General features: G+C 62.7%; 9 protein-coding genes. 4 read left to right on the forward strand and 5 right to left on the reverse strand.

Annotation, left to right across the window (positions count from 1 at the left end):
* Positions 1-112: 112 nt before the first annotated feature.
* The 3 genes from ACWKWE_RS17305 to ACWKWE_RS17315 are packed head-to-tail and all read right to left on the reverse strand — an operon-like array spanning position 113 to position 5,043.
* Complete coding sequence (locus tag ACWKWE_RS17305) at positions 113-1,456, reverse strand: HlyD family type I secretion periplasmic adaptor subunit (RefSeq protein ID WP_166593343.1); 1,344 nt, start codon at positions 1,454-1,456, stop codon at positions 113-115.
* Between the two features lie 12 nt (positions 1,457-1,468).
* Positions 1,469-3,634, reverse strand: a complete 2,166-nt coding sequence (locus ACWKWE_RS17310) for a type I secretion system permease/ATPase (RefSeq protein ID WP_483851339.1) — start codon at positions 3,632-3,634, stop codon at positions 1,469-1,471.
* Positions 3,635-3,687: 53 nt separating this feature from the next.
* Entirely contained in the window at positions 3,688-5,043 is a 1,356-nt protein-coding gene (locus tag ACWKWE_RS17315; RefSeq protein ID WP_483851200.1) for a TolC family outer membrane protein, read from the reverse strand.
* A 421-nt stretch (positions 5,044-5,464) separates the two neighbouring features.
* Between ACWKWE_RS17315 and ACWKWE_RS17320 the strand changes: the two genes are divergently transcribed.
* Complete coding sequence (locus ACWKWE_RS17320) at positions 5,465-11,305, forward strand: retention module-containing protein (RefSeq protein ID WP_483851201.1); 5,841 nt, start codon at positions 5,465-5,467, stop codon at positions 11,303-11,305.
* A gap of 332 nt (positions 11,306-11,637) precedes the next feature.
* Here the strand turns inward: ACWKWE_RS17320 and ACWKWE_RS17325 are convergent, their stop codons facing one another.
* Together ACWKWE_RS17325 and ACWKWE_RS17330 are read right to left on the reverse strand one after the other, a co-directional pair.
* Entirely contained in the window at positions 11,638-12,051 is a 414-nt protein-coding gene (locus ACWKWE_RS17325; protein ID WP_483851202.1) for a YbaN family protein, read from the reverse strand.
* 10 nt (positions 12,052-12,061) lie between these two features.
* Positions 12,062-12,649 carry a UPF0149 family protein gene (locus ACWKWE_RS17330; protein ID WP_166593339.1) on the reverse strand — a complete coding sequence of 196 codons (588 nt, stop codon included), beginning with the start codon at positions 12,647-12,649 and terminating at the stop codon, positions 12,062-12,064.
* A 353-nt stretch (positions 12,650-13,002) separates the two neighbouring features.
* Here ACWKWE_RS17330 and recQ point away from each other — a divergent pair, with 353 nt between their 5' ends.
* The 3 genes from recQ to ACWKWE_RS17345 all read left to right on the forward strand — a co-directional run bounded on the left by recQ (position 13,003) and on the right by ACWKWE_RS17345 (position 18,319).
* Positions 13,003-15,129 carry a DNA helicase RecQ gene (recQ, locus tag ACWKWE_RS17335; RefSeq protein ID WP_483851203.1) on the forward strand — a complete coding sequence of 709 codons (2,127 nt, stop codon included), beginning with the start codon at positions 13,003-13,005 and terminating at the stop codon, positions 15,127-15,129.
* Between the two features lie 290 nt (positions 15,130-15,419).
* The gene (locus tag ACWKWE_RS17340; protein ID WP_166593337.1) at positions 15,420-15,857 is read left to right on the forward strand and encodes a MarR family transcriptional regulator; all 438 of its coding nucleotides are present in this window, start codon (positions 15,420-15,422) and stop codon (positions 15,855-15,857) included.
* 137 nt (positions 15,858-15,994) lie between these two features.
* Positions 15,995-18,319 carry a FimV/HubP family polar landmark protein gene (locus ACWKWE_RS17345; RefSeq protein WP_483851204.1) on the forward strand — a complete coding sequence of 775 codons (2,325 nt, stop codon included), beginning with the start codon at positions 15,995-15,997 and terminating at the stop codon, positions 18,317-18,319.
* Positions 18,320-18,322: the final 3 nt, after the last annotated feature.

The following is an 18,322-nucleotide window of genomic DNA, read 5'->3' on the forward strand; positions in this document are numbered from 1 at the left end:
GCCTTCCGGATGCTGCAAATCCCTGTAGGAGCCGGCTTGCCGGCTCCCACGGCCTCTGGCCAGAATCAAAAGCGCAGATGCATGCCCATAGGCTCTGCGGATCACAACGAAATCACCGCTCCCGCAACGCCTCGGTCCGCGCCTTCAACACCGGCTTCAGCAAATAATCCATCACGCTTTTCTCACCCGTGATGATGTCCACCGTCGCGACCATGCCTGGGATGATCAGCAGGGGTTTTTCGTTGCTGCCCAGGTGGTTGCGGTCGGTGCGGACCTGGATCAGGTAGAAGGTGTTGCCCTTGTCGTCGGTGGTGGTGTCGGCGCCGATGAGTTCGAGTTTGGCGGGGAGGCCGCCGTAGATGGTGTAGTCGTAGGCGCTGAATTTGACCATGGCTTTCTGGCCGGGGTGGAGGAAGGCGACGTCTTGCGGGCGGACTTTGGCTTCGATCAGCAGGTTGTCGTCCAGCGGCACGATTTCCACCATGTCGCTGCCAGGCTGGACCACGCCGCCGATGGTGTTGACCTTCAGCGTTTTCACGATGCCTTTGACCGGAGAGGTGACGGTGGTGCGGGTCACGCGGTCGTCGATGGCGATGCTGGTGGCGCTGGCTTTGGCCAGGTCTGAGCGTTTGTCGTTCAAGTCTTTTGTAGCGTCCGAGCGGAAGCTGTCGAGGGATTCCTGGATCTTGCTCTTGATCTCATTGATCGCCGCTTCAGCCCGGGGAATCGCCAGCGAGGTCGCATCCATTTGCCCGCGGGCCTCAGACGCCTTGCCTTTGAGCCGAATGATTTCCACCGGCGACACCGCGCCGCTGTTCACCAGCGGCGCCGACATGCTCAGCTCCTGCTGAATGAACCCCAGCTGATTGCGGTACTGATCCTGCTTGGAGCGAAACTCGGCGACTTCCTGCATCTTCTGCCGCAACTGTTCCTGCAACGTGCGCTGCTCGCTGGCCAGACGCCGCTGGCGCGAGTCGTACAACGCCTGCTCGTCAGCCGCGACCTGCGGCGCCTTGCTCAGCACCACGGCCGACGGCTTGAACGGACGCCCCTCGGACTCCGCCGACAGCCGATCCACTTGCGCCATCAGCGTGTATTTATCGACCTCGCTCTCGCCCTTGTTGGACAGAAACCGCGTGTCATCCAGGCGCAGCAGGGTGTCGCCCTTGTTCACGATCTGCCCTTCACGGACGAAAATCTCGGTGACGATGCCGCCTTCCAGGTTCTGGATCACCTGAACCTTGCTCGACGGAATCGCCTTGCCTTCGCCCATGGTGACCTCTTCGAGCACCGCGAATTTGGCCCAGACCAGCGCGGTGACGATCAGCGCGGCGGCGATCCACACGGTGATTCGGGCGCCTCGGGATGAATCCTGCGCGGCGACGCCAGCGACCTCGGGCATGAACTCAAGATCGACCTGACGGCCCGGATGAAAATAACGGTGAGCGGAAGACATGGTTGACGCTCCTTAAACCGAGGACGGGCCGACGCGGCCCTTGCGCAGTGCTTCGACGACCAGCGACTTGGGGCCGTCGGCCACGACTTTGCCGTTGTCCAGCACCACCAGCCGATCCACCAGACTGAGCATCGACATGCGGTGGGTGACCAGCAGCAGCGTCTTGCCCTGCATTCGGTCGAACAGCTTTTGCCGCAGGACGTCTTCGCTGGCGTTGTCCATGTGGCTGGTGGGTTCGTCGAGCAGCATGATCGGTGGGTCAAGCAACAAGGCTCGCGCCATCAGCACCGCCTGCCGCTGCCCGCCGGACAGCAACTGCCCACGCTCACCGACCGGCCGATCGAAGCCCATCGGATGATTGCGCGCCAGTTCGGTCACGCCCGTCAGCTCCGCCACTTCGAGCATCCGCGCATCGGTGACGTAGCGGGCGCCGAGGGTCAGGTTGTCCCGCAGGCTCCCGGCCAGCAGCGGCAGATCATGGGCCACGTACCCCACTTGTTGGCGCAAATCCGCCACATCCACCTGGCGCAGGTCCAGGCCGTCCAGCAGCAACTGGCCCGCGTCCGGGGCGTAGAACCCCATCATCAAGCGGGCCAGCGTGCTTTTGCCCGAACCGCTACGGCCAATGATGCCGATGCGCTCGCCGGGCTTGATGCTGATGCTGACGTCGTGCAACGCGGCTGCTGTGCCCGGCCCGCCGTAGGCAAAGCTGGCGTTGACCACCTGAATGTCGCCCTTGAGCAGGGTGTGTTGCAGTGGGTTTTTGCCTTGCTCGCGTTCCTGAGGCAGGGCCATCAGCGCGTCGGTGCTTTTCATCGTGACCTGCGCCTGCTGGTAGCGCGTGATCAACCCGGCGATTTGCCCGAGCGGTGCGAGCACGCGGCTGCCGAGCATGTAGCTGGCCACCAGCGCACCGACGCTGAGGTTGCCAGCGATGATGATGTAGACCCCGGCCACGATGGTCGCCATGCCCGAAAACTGCTGGATGAACAGCGTGCCGTTGCTGGCCAGCGCCGAAAGGTCACGGGCGTGGCTGTCGAGGCGGGTGAGGGCGCCGTGGGTCGATTCCCATTTGTGCTGGCGTTCGCTTTCGGCGCCGCAGGCCTTGAGGGTTTCCAGGCCGCCGAGGGTTTCCACCAACAGCGCTTGCCGTTCTGCGCCGAGCGCCAGGCTGCGTTCAACGGTGTCGCGCAGGCGGATCTGGATGATCCACGCGAACAGAATGGTGACCGGGAACGCCACCAACGGAATCACCACCAGCCAGCCACCGAGCAGGCCGATCACCGCCAGCATTAACACGGCGAACGGCAAGTCGATAATGCTGGTCAGGGTGACGGCGGTGAGGAATTCCCGCAGCCCCTGAAAGTCGTGAATGCTCTGGGCGAAGCCGCCGATGCTGGCAGGACGGGCCTTCATGGCCATGCCGGTGATGCGCTCGAACAGGGTCGCGGAGAGGATCACGTCGGTCTTCTTCCCGGCCTGATCCAGCAGGTGCGCTCGCACCAGTCGCAAAGTCAGTTCGAAGCCAGTGCCGATCAACAGCCCGATGGCCAACACCCACAAGGTCGAGGTCGCCTGATTGGGCACGACGCGATCGTAGGTCTGCATGACGAACAGCGGCACCATCAGGCCGAGCAAGTTGATCAGCAGGCTCGCCAGAATCGCATCGCCATACAGCCCGCGAGACAGCTTTATCGTGTCGCGAAACCAGGCGTTGACCCTCGGCACCAGCGGCGCGCGCAGGTTTTCCAGCTCATGACGAGGGCGGGCGAACAGGGCTTGGCCGGTGTAGAGCGTTTGCAGCTCTTCGCGGGTGACCCGTTGCTCGCCGCCATCGGCTTCGCTCGGAAGAATCAGCGCGCGTCCGTCGTCTTCCCAACGTCGGAGAATCGCGCAGCGGTTGCCCTTGAGCAGCAGCAGAACCGGGAGGTTGAGGCCGTCGATGGCGTTGAGGTCGCGGCGCAGAATGCGCGCTTGCAAACCGGCGCGGGCAGCGGCGCGGGGGAGAAGATCGACGCTCAGGGATTGCTGCGCCAGGGGCAGGCCAGCGCTGAGGCTGCTGCGGCTGGCGTTGCAATCGTGGAGCCGACAGAGGATGAGCAGGCCATCCAGCAGCGGGTCGTCGAAGTTCGAACGGGGGTCGAACGGCTGAGCCGGTTCTAAATCAGGCAATTCCATGCTGGTCACAGACTTCTCCCAGCGCTTGCGCGCTTGACTACATCGCTACTTCACTACTTCAGGTCGGGCAGCCGGGCTTCGCTCTTGACTTCCGTCAGGGCGACCGCTGCGGCCGGCATCACGACTCGCGCCTTGCTCAACAGTTCGCCTTCGGTCGCCAGCACCCGGTACATCGAAAACTCTTCGGTGTATCGCAGCTCGGTGTAGCGGCGGGCGGCGTTGTACAGCTCGTTTTCACTGTCGAGCAGGTCGAGCAGGGTGCGCTGACCGAGGCCGAACTGGTCCTGATACGCGGCGCGCACCTTGGTGGTGGTCTCGGCGTATTCACGGGCGATCGGGGTCTGAACGCGGGCGTTATTCATGGCGTTCCAGGCGAGCGACAGGTTTTCGTTGAGCATGCGCAACGCGTTGTTGCGGATGTCCATCGCCTGGCCGGTCTTGTAGGCGTCCGAGTTGAGGCGGGCCTTGTCGCGGTTGCCGTTGAACAGGTTGTAATTCATCACCACGGCGGCCCGCCATTCGTTGTCGTGGCCTTCTTCACCGGCGATGTTGTTGTTCGCACCGACTGCCAGCTCACCGTCGAAACGCGGGTAGAACGGCGATTTGGCGACTTCGTACTGCTTCTCGGCGGCGTTGACGTCGGCCTGGGCCGATTTCAGATAGGGGTTGTTCACCAGCATGCTTTGCTTGGCGTCGGTCAGGCTTTTCGGCACTTCACCCTTGATCGAAGCGGGGGCTTCCAGCTCGTCGGGCGTCTTGCCTACGGCACTGAAGAAGTTGGCTTCGGCGTCGGAGAGATCGACCTGTGCGGTGTAGTAGTTGTTCTCGGCCAAGGCGCGGCGGGCCTTGGACTGGTCGCTGTCAGCATTGCTGCCGATGCCGCGATTGGCGCGCAGGCCGATCTGGTCGTTGATGCGCAAATGCGCTTGCAGGTTGTTCTTCGCCAGGTCCAGCAGCTCACGACGCTTGAGCACTTCCAGGTACACCTCAATGGCCCGCAACGCGAGGCTTTCCGAGGTGCCGCGCAGGTAGTACGCGCGGGAGTTGACGACGGCCTGGGTGCGTCCGACTTCGTTCTTGGTATTGAACCCGTCGAACAGCATCTGCCGCAGGCGCAGCTCGGATTGGGTGTAGTTCAGGGTTTCTTCGTTGTGGTTGCCCACGAAGCGGGTGGTGGGGCTGTCGGTGTGTTCGCGGCCGTAGGCTGCCACCAGGTCCACCGTCGGAAGGTAGCCGCCCTTGGCGATCTTCACGTCTTCGTCGGCAGACAGTCGGTTGTTCACGTTGGCGTGAATTTCCGGGTGATTGTCGATGGTGTTCTGAATCGCTTGGTTCAGCGACATGGCTTGCGCTTGGGCGCAGGCCACCGCCAACACAACTGCACTGTAGAGCGGGGTCAAATCGCGCATGGAAACTCTCCCTGGATAATTGTCGTGCTGCGTACGCCAAAAAACCGGCGATTCGTGCTGTTAAAACCGTATCAGGTTTGTAACATCACAGCTAAGAACAACTTTCGGAAAAGCTCAGACGTTTTTTTCATATCCTTTATTCCAAAAAAAACTTATGTCATTTTATGAATTCAGGCGAAGGTGAAATTCAGGAATTGCCTGTATTCAACGTTTTACGGGCGTCTTACGGTTGCGAAGGGAGTTTCAACGGAAATTTGACGGCGTTTGATCAAGTGGTTTTTCGAGCAAAAAACTTGAAAAGATTCAGCGACATAAAATTGTCGGTGAGTAGTAGCTCCAAGCCATTTCTGTGCTCCGATCAAACAATTTTTGTTGGATTCGTAACATTTTTTGATCCGGTTTATGCAGCAAGGGAGTGAATATGGCCAGGTTGATCGGTACGGTTCGGGCGGTCGTGGGGGATGTTTTTGCGGTGGCCAGCAACGGCACCAAGCGATTGGTGATCGAAGGCGACAAGGTGTACGCCGGTGAATTGCTGGAAACCGGCGCGACCGGTGCCGTGGCGGTGCACTTGGCCAAGGGGGGAGAACTCACCCTCGGACGGGACAGCAGCATGCCGCTGACGCAGGAAATCCTCGCCAATCACGCCACCCATGTGGACACCCCCGACGCCACGGCCCCGAGCCAGTCGCAACTGGCCGACGTGCAGCAGCTGCAACAGCTGATCGCCGCCGGTGCCGACCCGAGCCAAGTGACAGACGCGCCCGCCGCAGGCACCGCCAACCCTGGCGGTTCACCTTCCGCGCTGGGCGGCGGACACACCTTCGTGCTGCTGACCGAAACCGCTGGCGTGGTGAACCCGGTCGTGGGCTTCCCGACGGCCGGCATTACCACCACCTTTCTCGTGCCTGAGGGCGAAGTCGGCCGCTTTGGTGATGGCAGCCCAGGCGACAACCTGCCGCCGATCATCACCCCACCGGACGAACCGCCTGTGGTGACGCTGCCGCCGGATCAGCCGCCACCCGACCAGCCACCGCCGGATCAACCTCCGCCTGACCAACCTCCACCGGATCAGCCACCGCCTGACGAGCCGCCACCGCCGCCCGTGAACTATGGCGTCGCGCTGGGCGCCAGCGAGGTCACGCTGAACGAGGCCAATCTCGCGGACGGCAGCGCGCCGAATTCGGGCGCGTTGACCCAGAACGGCGTGATCAAGGTCAGCGCCCCTGACGGCCTGCTGACCCTGACCATCGGTGGCGTCGACGTGGTGGTCAACGGCGTACCGATGAGTTCGCCGCAAACCATCACCCTGCCATCCGGCAACACCCTCACGATCCTCGGCTACAACCCGAGCACCGGGGAGGCCAGCTACACCTACACGCTCACAGGCCCCGAAACCCACAATCAGGGCGCGGGCACCGTCAATGACGAGCAGATCCCCGTGCACGCGGTGGACAGCAACGGCGACGCCGCCAACGGCAGCATCAACGTGCACGTGCTCGATGACGTGCCTCAGGCCAATCCGGACATCGGCTACGTCAAGGAGGGCGGCGAAACCAGCGGCAACATTCTGGGGAACGACGTGGCCGGTGCCGACGGCCCTGGGTCGGGCGGTTTGATTGTCGGCGTGCGCGCGGGCGATAACACCTCCGCCCCAGTGTTCGGTGGCGTTGGCACCGTGATTCAAGGCCTCTACGGCACCCTGACCGTGGATGCGAGCGGCCAGGCGTCCTACGTCGCCAACCCGAATTCGGGTGGCCACGACGACGTGAAGGACATCTTCACCTACACCATTCGCGATGCGGATGGCGACACCAGCACCACCACGGTCACGGTCAACGTCTACCACATCGACGGCGTGATCATCGGCGGCAGCGATTGCACCCTCAACGAAGCCAACCTGCCGGACGGCACCGACCCGAATGCCGCCGCGCTGACCCAGACCGGCACGGTCAAGATCACCGCTCCGGACGGCCTGCAAACCCTGACCGTCGGTGGCATCAACGTCGTCGAAAACGGCAACCCGCTGACGTCGCCGCAATCCGTCACCTTGCCGTCGGGCAGCACGTTCACAGTGCTGCATTACGACCCGGCCACTGGCGAGGTCACCTACAGCTACACCCTCAACGGCGCGGAAACCCACAATCAGGGCGACGGCACGGTCAACAATGAACAGATCGCCGTGCATGCCGTGGACAACGACGGCGACACTGCCGACGGCAACATCAACGTCCACGTCACCGACGACGTGCCGCAAGCCACTGCCGACATCGGCTATGTCAAAGAAGGCGGCGAAACCAGCGGCAACATCCTCGCCAACGACCACGCCGGGGCCGATGGTCCGGGGGCGGGTGGCTTGATCGTCGGTGTTCGCGCGGGCGATGACACGTCGACACCGGTCACCGGTGGCGTCGGAACCGTGATTCAGGGGCTGTACGGCACCCTGACCGTGGACGCCAGCGGGCAGGCGTCCTATATGGCCAACCCGAATTCGGGCGGGCATGGCGACATGAAAGACATCTTCACCTACAGCATTCGTGATGCAGACGGCGACACCAGCACCACCACGATCACCGTCAACGTCTACCACAACGACGGCCCGATGATTGGCGGCGGCGATTGCACCGTCGATGAAGCCAACCTGCCAGGCGGCTCGCACCCGGATCACGACGCACTGACCCAGACCGGCACGATCAAAGTGACTGCGCCGGACGGCGTGCAAAACCTGATCATTGGCGGCATCGTCGTGGTCGATCACGGCGTGCCGCTGTCGTCACCGCAGTCCACCACGCTTCCCTCGGGCAACTCGCTGACTGTGCTGCACTACGACCCCACCACCGGCGACGTGACTTACACCTACACGCTGAATGAGGCGGAAAATCACAACCAGGGCGACGGCACTTCGCTGAGCGACCCAATCCCCGTGCACGCCGTGGACACCAATGGCGACGTGCGTGACGGCACGCTCGTGGTCAAGATCCTCGACGACACCCCCCAAGCGCACAGCGACATCGGCAACGTCGTGGCGGGGGGCGAAACCAGCGGCAACCTGCTGCTCAACGATACGGCGGGTGCGGATGGCGCCGGTCCCAACGGGTTGATCGTCGGCGTGCGCGCCGGTGGCGACACCACGACGCCTGTCATCGGCGGGCTGAACACCGTGATCACCGGGGCGTACGGCACGCTGATTGTCGATAATCAGGGCAACGCGACCTACCACAGCGACCCTTCCCACGTCGGGCCGCAAGGTGAGCAGGACGTGTTCACCTACACCATTCGTGATGCCGACGGCGACACCAGCACCACCACGGTGACCGTGAACATCAACGTGGCCGCGCCGTGCCCACCGGTTGCCTGCAACGACAACGACGTCACCGTGCAGGAAAGCGCCCTCGACACCTACAAAGACGGGCAGGATCTGGCGCCCGGCATCGTGACCGGCAGCAATCCCGGTTCCACCGCAGAAACCGGCAGCGGCAGCGTCGCCAACTCGGTGCAGGGCGGCACCGGTGCGCTGACCTTCACCGCTGAAGGCGCGCAGAACGGCACCGTTCAAGGGCAATACGGTGTGCTGCACCTGAACACGGATGGCAGCTACACCTACACCCTGACCTCACCGCCGAGTACCACGCCTGCCGCCAACGATGGGGCCAACGTCACCCACGAAGCCTTCAACTACACCGTGACCGACTCGCTGGGCCAGTCTTCGACCGCGCAGATCGTGGTCAACATCGTGGACGACCAACCTCAGGCCGCAAACCTTGAAAAAACCGTCACCACTGACCCGGTCAACAGTAACCTGATGCTTATCGTCGACAACTCGGCGAGCATGAACGAGGCCTCAGGGGTCAACGGACTGACCCGACTGGGACTGGAAAAACAGGCCATCGTCGCGCTGCTCGACAAGTACGAAGCCCTCGGCGACGTGCGCGTGCAGCTGGTGACCTTCAACAGCCAGGCCAACATCGCCAGCGATCAGTGGGTCGACGTGGCCACGGCCAAGAACATGGTCAACGCGATCACCGCCGGCAACGGCACCAACTACGACGCGGCGCTGGCGTCCGCGCAAACCGCGTTCGTGCAGAAGGGCGCGCTCGCCGGGGCGCAGAACCTGGCGTACTTCTTCTCGGACGGCAACCCGACCGTGTCGCCAGAGCATTCTGACCCGGATCGCGTGCCGAACCCGGCCCGCGGCGATGGCATCAGCCCGAGCGAAGAAGCGGTGTGGACCCACTTCCTCGACAGTCACGGCATCAACGCTTTCGCGATTGGCGTCGGCACTGACATCAGCAGCCAGTACCTGAACCCCGTCGCCTACAACGGCGCCACCGGCAGCAACACCAGTGCGGTGATCGTCACCGACCTCGGCCAGTTGAACGCCGTGCTCAGCGGCACGGTGCAGGGTGGCGTGCAGGGCAGCCTGCTGGAAGGCGGCACCTTTGGCGCGGATCAGGGCTTCGTCAAATCCATCAGCGTCGAGGGCACGACTTACACGTTCAATCCCCAGGCGTTCAGCCATCAGGGCGGCGTGACCGTGAGCGGCGGCCCGAACCACGGCAGCTTCGAGGGCATGAGCAACACCCTCACCGTGACCGGCGAACACGGCACGCTGGTGGTCAACATGAACACCGGCGACTACAGCTACACCCCGGCGGCGGGCCTCACGCAGTCTGCGATGGACAACATTCACTACGTGCTCAGCGATTACGACGGCGACCTGGCCGGTGCCAATCTTGTTGTGCACGTCGAAGCGAGTGGGGCAGTCACACCGACGCCGGTCTACGACGCACCGGTGGCGGTGGCCGACAACGTCATCACCAACCTCAGTGGGTCGAGCATTGTCATTCCCGGCGCGGCGTTGGCGGCCAATGACCAGCCCGGCACTGGCGGTGCATTGACCGTTTCGCCCGGCAGTTTCGCCACGGGCTGGACGTCGCGCGGGGCGGACTTCAAGGCCGGCTCGCTGAAAACCATCAATTTCAGCGGCACCTCCGACAGCGACATCAACCAGTTGAAAAACCTCAGCCGCAGCGACTTCTTCAGCAACACCGCCACCACGGCGCTGTTGGTGATCAGCGGCTATCTCGGGGCGGTCAACGCATCACCGTCCAACGCTCAGGACCTGTACAGCGTGCAGCTGAAAGCGGGGGAAACCGTCACCGTCGACCACAACCTGACCAACGACGTGCTGGGCATGGCCTGGAAATTCGAAGACGGCGCGGCCCACAGCCTCAGCGACGGCGGCAGCTTCACCGCAACCGAAGACGGGACTTACCGACTGATCGTGGTCAATCAGGCCGACCCTGACCTGAAAGGCAACTACGAGCTGCATTTGTCGATCGACACGGCGGCGGTCAACACCACGCCAGATGTCCACAGCACCTACACCGTCACCGATGCCCACGGCGGCAGTAGCACTGCGCCCATCGACATCAGCCATCAGGACGGTCACACCGTCTTGGGCACGACGGGCGATGACGTGTTGATCGGAGCGGCCAACAGTGAACTCCACGGCGGCGACGGCAACGACGTGCTGGTGGCGGGGCCGGGTAATAACGAACTGTTTGGCGACAACGGCAACGACATGCTCTTCAGCGGACCGGGCAACGACCTGCTCGACGGCGGCGCGGGCAACAACACCGCCAACTACTCGCTGGCGACGGCAGGCGTGACCGTGAGTACCGCGGAAACCGGGCCGCAGCACACGGGCGGGGCGGGCACCGACACGCTGGTGAACATCCAGAACCTGATCGGCTCGAACTACAACGACCACCTGACCGGTGACTCGGGTAACAATGTGTTGAATGGCGGGCTGGGCAACGACGTGCTGAACGGCGGGGCGGGCGACGACACCCTCATTGGCGGCCCGGGCAATAACACGCTGACCGGCGGGCCGGGGCACGACACTTTCCTTTACCAGGCCGGTAACACAGGGCACGACACGATCACCGATTTCAACTTCGGCATCGACAAACTGGACCTCTCGCAGCTGTTGCAGGGCGAGTATGGGGATGCGAACTCGCTGGAGAACTTTCTGCACTTCAGCGTGAGCGGGAATGGGTCATCGCTGGTCTCGACCATCGACGTCAGCAGCATTGCGGGTGGTGCGGCAACTCAAACCATCGACCTCGCCGGCGTGAATCTCGCCCAACACTACGGCGTCACGCCAGGGGCCGGAGGCGCAGTCGCAGGCGGGGCGGACACGGCATCGATCATCAACGGGATGCTGGGGGATCATTCGCTGAAAGTGGACACGGTGTGATCGGCAGGATGTGAGGATTGGCGGCAAGGCTTGCGGTGTGCCTTGAACACCGCACCATTCAGACACGCAGCAACACCTCTGTAGGAGCGAGGTCATTCGCGAATGGATGGGCAGGCGATGGAGAGGCATCGGACGTACCGCCGCCTTCGCGAATGAATTCGCTCCCACAGTGGAGACCGCGCAGGGTTCAAGGGTTGTGCAGTCTGTAGCGGTGCTGCTGAGGTGGGATTGTGTCGTTCACAGGATTCAAACGCGCCGCAACACCCCTGTGGGAGCGAATTCATTCGCGAAGAGGTTCAGGCGATGGAGATGTACCGGACGTACCGCCGCCTTTACCGCTTTAACGTCTTCTGCCTCGCGATATAAACCGTCACCCCTACCGCGCACACCACCATCCCGACCCGTGCCCACACCATCGGCACCAGCCAGCACGAAAACCCGATGCTCAGCCACATCAAACCGATTGCGTAGACCTTGCCCTTCAGCGGAATCCCGTCTCCCTCCAGATACCCACGAATCCACGGACCGAGCCGAGGGTGATCGACCAGCCAATGATAAAAACGGGGAGAGCTGCGGGCGAAGCAGGCGGCGGCCAGGAGAAGAAAAGGCGTCGTCGGCAGCACGGGAAGAAAAATCCCGATCACGCCGAGCGCCACACTCAACCAACCGACACCCTGCAAGAGATAACGCACGAGCCGGGACCGACTCGTGCGGGAGGGGGAATGACTGGAACCACCTGGCGCCATAGGCGCGGACTCAGTGGTGACGCGGCTTGAGGATCGCCGGTTTCTCGTCCGGCGCATGCAGCAGCAGATACAGCGCGGTCAGCGCTTCAGGAATCTGCACGATCATGTCGTCCATCAGGTTCGCATCCGCCGCGATGTCGGCGAACTCGGCCTGCTCGTCGAACAGACCCGAACCGACCATGATCGGCAACAGCATCTCGCTGACTTCTTCCTCGTCGTTCTCGAACCACGCCGATTCACGCAGGAAGACACCTTCCATGAAACCGATGCACCAGCCACGCAGTTCGGAGTCGTCCGGGTCATCGCCCAGGTCCAGATCGCAGGGCAGTTCGAATTCTTCATCCGACGCCAGCTGACGGGCGATGTGCGCCTTGAGCAGGATCAGCGTCGATTCGATTTCCTCGTGCTGAGCCTTGTCCGCGTAGTGCGGCGGCTCGGCGAACAGCGCGTCGATCCACTCCCGGTCAGGCACGGTTTCAGCACAGATCGAGAGCGCGGTCAGGTAGCCGTGGGCGGCTACATAGTCCAGCGCTTCGTCATGCAGCTCATCGGCATCGAGGAAGGCTTGCAGGCGGTGTAATTGCTCAGCGAAGGACATGGACGGACTACCTTGGAAATAAACGATGCTGAATTCTAGGCTCTGGGGCTTGTAGATGCCAGCGCCGAGGCCTTCGCGGACTGCGTAAAACTGCTGCGCTCGGCAATACTGCGTTAAAAACAGGCAGGAAATGCTCATTTAGAAAACCCTAGACTCCGCTTTCCTGCCTGTTTTTGCCTTGTCTTGCCTTCGCTCGCGACGTTTTACACAGCCCGCGTGGAATCGGCTTTTTGATAATTTCGACCGCTCGTGTCACCGCTGTCCTATCTCTTGGGGCGCTCCGGTATACTGCGGCGCTTTGCGATTTCAACAGCGATGTTTCACCCGCTGTGGTGGCACCATCCGGGGTATTTATGCTCGACCAGGCTCAACGCGTACTTAAAGACATCTTCGGCTACGACAGCTTCCGTGGTCGCCAGGGTGCCATTATCGAGCGCGTGGCCAGTGGCGGTGATGCATTGGTGTTGATGCCCACCGGCGGCGGCAAGTCCCTGTGCTTTCAGGTGCCCGGCCTGTTGCGCGATGGCCTGGCGGTGGTGGTGTCGCCGCTGATTGCGTTGATGGACGATCAGGTGGCGACCCTCGAAGAGCTCGGGGTCTCGGCGGCGGCGCTGAATTCCACGCTCAGCGCGGAACAGCAGCGGGACCTGGCCAACCGCATCCGGCTGGGCGAAGTCAAAATGCTGTATCTGGCGCCAGAACGTCTGGTGCAGCCGCGCATGCTGGCGTTTCTGCAAAACCTCAAGATCGCCCTGTTCGCCATCGACGAGGCCCACTGCGTGTCGCAATGGGGTCATGATTTTCGCCCGGAATACCTGCAACTGGGGCAACTGGCCGAGCTGTTTCCGGACGTGCCGCGCATCGCCCTGACCGCCACCGCCGACAAGCGCACCCGCGAAGAAATCGTCACCCGCCTGCACCTGCAGAACGCCGAGCGTTTCCTGTCGAGCTTCGACCGTCCCAACATTTTTTACCGCATCGTGCCCAAGGAACAGCCGCGCAAACAGCTGCTGGCGTTCCTGTCCGAGCGTCGCAGCGATGCCGGGATCGTCTATTGCCTGTCGCGCAAGAAAGTCGAGGAAACCGCCGCGTTTCTGAGCGACAACGGCTATCCGGCGTTGCCGTACCACGCCGGTCTGCCCATCGAGACCCGCTCTAACAATCAGCGCCGCTTCCTTAATGAAGAAGGCCTGATCATGGTCGCGACCATCGCGTTCGGCATGGGCATCGACAAGCCCAACGTCCGGTTCGTGGCGCACATGGACCTGCCCAAATCGCTGGAAGCCTACTATCAGGAAACCGGTCGGGCAGGGCGCGACGGTCTGCCCGCCGACGCGTGGATGGCCTACGGTCTGCAAGACGTGGTGATGCTCAAGCAGATGCTGCAGAACTCCGAGGGTGACGAGCGCCACAAGCGCGTGGAGCAACACAAGCTCGATGCCATGTTGTCGCTGTGTGAAGAAACCCGCTGTCGGCGTCAGGCCCTGCTGGCCTATTTCGACGAAGACATGCCCAACCCCTGCGGCCACTGCGACAACTGCGTCGACGACGTGCAGACCTGGGACGCCACAGAACCCGCCCGTCAGGCACTGTCGGCGATCTATCGGACGGGCCAGCGTTACGGCGTCGGTCATTTGGTGGATGTGTTGCTGGGCAAGGACAACGAAAAGGTCCAGAGCTTCGGGCATCAGAAGCTGGCCGTGTTTGGCGTCGGAAAGGGCCGCAGTGAGAACGAATGGCGCACGCTGTTCCGTCAACTGGTGGCCCGTGGTCTCGCGGACACCGACCTTGAAGGCTATGGCGGCCTGCGCCTGAGCGACACCTGCCGCCCGCTGCTGCGCGGCGAAGTCACGTTGGAGTTGCGCCGCGACCTCAAACCCCAGACCACCGCGAAAGCGTCCGGCAGCCCGGCGAGCCAATTGGTGCGTGGCGAAGAGCGCGAGCAGTGGGAAGCCCTGCGGGCGCTGCGCCGCAAGCTGGCGGAAGAACATGGCGTGCCGCCCTACGTCATCTTCCCGGACTCGACCCTGCTGGAAATGCTCCGCAGCCAGCCCGGCACCATGGCCGAGATGGCGCGGGTCAGCGGCGTGGGTGCGCGCAAGCTGGAGCGTTATGGCGAGGCGTTCCTCGAAGTGCTGGGCGGCGCGGCCCCGGCGCCACGGGTGGTCACCGACCTGCGTCACGAGCTGATCAGCCTCGCCCGCGCGGGCATGACGCCGATGCAGATCGCCGGCCAACTGCAATGCTCGGAAAAAAACGTCTACACGATGCTGGCCGAAGCGATCGGCAAGCAGCAATTGTCGCTGGAACAGGCACTGGACCTGCCAGAAGACCTGCTTACCGAAATCCAGGACGCCTTCCTCGACGGCGAAGGCGAACTGCCCCCCGTGGCCGCCATCGCCGAACTGTTCACAGGACGGGTGCCGGAAGGCGTGCTGTACTGCGTGCGCGCGGCGTTGCAGTCGGAATTCGAGGTCTGACGCCGATTTTGCCCCCACCCTGTAGCAGCATACGGTGCGACGCTGAACCCGTGGGAGACGCCGGAGGTTACGACGGCAGCGAAGGCGTCGTGTCAGGGAGCATCATTGAAACTGATTCACCGCTTTCGCTGCCGTCGTCCCTCCGGCGTCTCCCACATGATGTGTGGCGCACCTGACTTATCCAAACACGCCCTCTGCGACGAAACGCCACATTCGGCCTCTTGCCTCGTCCCATGCTCCATGGTTAGCTGCCTATTAATTAGGAATCATCTTTAACCATCGAGTTACCTATGCCGTTAACAGAAGAACACCGCTTTGGCATGCAACTGGCCAATCTGTCCCGTGGCTGGCGTGCGGAGCTGGATCGTCGCCTGGCCGATCTCGGGTTGTCCCAGGCCCGCTGGCTGGTGCTGCTGCATTTGGCGCGTTTCAAGGACGCGGCGCCTACCCAGCGCGAGCTGGCACAGAGTGTGGGTGTGGAAGGGCCGACACTGGCGCGTTTGCTCGACAGCCTGGAAAGCCAGGGCCTGGTCAAGCGTCAGGCCGTCGTCGAAGACCGCCGCGCGAAGAAAATCCTGTTGAGCGACACCGCCCGGCCGTTGATCGAAAAAATCGAGACCATTGCCACTGCACTGCGCCATGAGCTGTTCGAGGGCATCGACGAGGAAGATTTGCGGGTCTGCATGCGTGTGCACTCGACAATTCTGGCCAATCTGGAAAAATCCTGACGATATGGCCCTGCGCCAGCGACAAATACATTGAACCTGTCGAAACATCCTGTTCTATTTGCACCCATACTGATTCTGCCCGGACATGGTGTCCGCACAACGAAATTTGCAGGGAAGCCTGCCTCATAAGGGTTCGCATGCTGAAGAGTTTTCAGGCCGGTAGTCGGCGCGGGAGTTACGGATCATTTCGCGTTCAGTCGGGTCTTCGCACGGGGTTGCTGACGCTGGCAATCGCCTCTGCGACCATGCTGCACAGCGCCACGGCCGCTGCATTGGGCCTGGGCGATATCACGCTGCATTCCGCGCAGGGTCAGCCCTTTAACGCGGACATTGAGCTGATCGAGGCGGGTGGCCTGAGCCCTGAAGAAATCGTGGTCACCCTGGCCTCGACCGAAGCGTTCGCCAAGGCGGGCGTGGAGCGGGTGTTCTTCCTCAATGACCTGCATTTCACCCCGGTGATCCGAGGCAATCGTGCCATTGTCCATGTGGAGTCACGCAAGGCTGTCACCGAGCCCTATCTGGATTTCGTCGTGCGCCTGTCACGCCCCAACGGCGATCAGTTCCACGAATACACCGTGCTGCTGGACCCTCCGAACTCTCCCGCTGGCCTGGCTGCCACGCGCAGCCGTACCAACTCGCCTGCGACGGCTGCTAAAACGGATGCGTCGCGCCTGCCCGTTGCCCCGCCGAAAGCGGTGCAGGGCAAGCATTACACCGTGGTGTCCGGTGACACCCTGGCCGGTATCGCGCGGCAGATTCAGGCGCCGGGCAGCAAAGCGTCCAGTGCCGAGCTGATCGTTGCGCTTCAAGCGCTCAATCCCCAGGCGTTCCCTCAAGGCACCCGCAGCCAGTTGAAAGTCGGCCAGAGCCTGCTGCTCCCCGACAACGCCGCCGAACCCAAGGTAGCTGCGCCAGCAGGTACAGCGACTGCCGCAGCTCCGGCGGCGAACGCGCCAACCTCCGTTTCGGTGTCCGCGCCAAACGCACCCGCCGTGAAGCAGAGCGCAGGCGAGCAGTTGACCGCCACCGCCATGGAAAACCAGCAACTGGCCAAGACGGTCGAGGACCTGAAAACCCAGGTTGCGCAGGTCTCGGAAGACGACGCGGCAAAAAACAAACAGATCATTGAATTGCAGACCCAACTGGCCGAAATGAAGGCGCTGGCGGCCAGACCCGTGCCACCGCCTGCGCCCGTTGCCACTGCGCCGGTGCAGAAAACCGAACCGGCGGCGACACCCGCTCCAGCCCCGGCGCCCGCTCCCGCGCCGGTGGTCGAGGACGATGAGCTGCCGTGGACGACGATTCTGGCTGGCCTGTTGCTGCTGGTGCTGTTGTTGGCGCTGGGTTGGTCGGTGCGCCGCAATCGGCTCAAGAATCGGCTGGTCGAGTCAGGGGCTCAGCCGGGAGCAGGGCCTGAGCCTGTCGAACCGATCATCAAACCTGCACAGGGCACCGTCACCCCGGTGTTTGAAGTGCCTGCGGTCACGCCACGTCCAGCGGCCACAACGGCCACCACCACGGCTGCGTCGGGCGGCCAGCGGCTGGCCGGTGCGGCGACGGATGCCCTCGACGGCGCCAGCATTTACATCGCCTATGGCCGTTTTGCCGAGGCTCAGGCCATTCTCCGCGAAGCCCTTGATCGGCAGCCGCAACGCACCGACGTGCGCCTGCGCATCCTGGAGTTGCTTGGCGAGCAAGGCGACCTGGCCGGGTTCGACGAAGAAGAAAAGATCTTGTTGAACCAGGGCATCGAGCCTCAGAAGTTGCAGGAAATTCGCGCCCGTTATCCGAAACTCAAACCGGCCGTGGCGCCTGTCTCGGTCGAGAAAACCTCATCGGTCGTACCGGCCGTGGCGGGGGCGGCGGTGGTCGCAGCGGCTGCCGCTGCCGCAGTCAATCTTGAAAAAGCGCCTGCGCAGTTGGACGAAAATGCGGCTGCAGCGCTCAATCCCGAACCGGTCGACGACTTCCAGCTCAACCTGGACGACTTGTCCATGGACGCCGATTGGGACCTGGTCGATCCCTTCGACAGCGCCCCGGCCCCGCGCAAACCTGTGCCGGATGCCGAGCCCGAGTTGGACCCCTTGTTCGCCTCGGACCTCAAGCAGCTGCCGGAAGTCTTCGAAATGCCGGAGGAGCAGTTCCTCAGCGACTTTGCCGAAGAGGATGGGTCGCCTGACATGGAGCTGCACTTCGAGACCGAATCCGAGCCCGAATCGGTGGCGCAGAGCAACAGCGATTTGATGGACGACGCCTTTCTCGACAGTTTCATGACCGACGACACCGAGTTCGATCTGATGGACATCGAGGAAGAAGCGCCGCTGAGCAAGATCAACGAAGCTCAGGTGTTGATCGACGAGGGCAGCATCGACGAAGCGCGGCGCCTGCTGGAAGAGGTCATCGCCGAGTCCGATGACGGTCCGCAACAGACAGCCCGCGATTTGTTAGCGGGGCTGGGCTGATTC

The sequence above is a fragment of the Pseudomonas salicis genome (genome assembly GCF_057128705.1).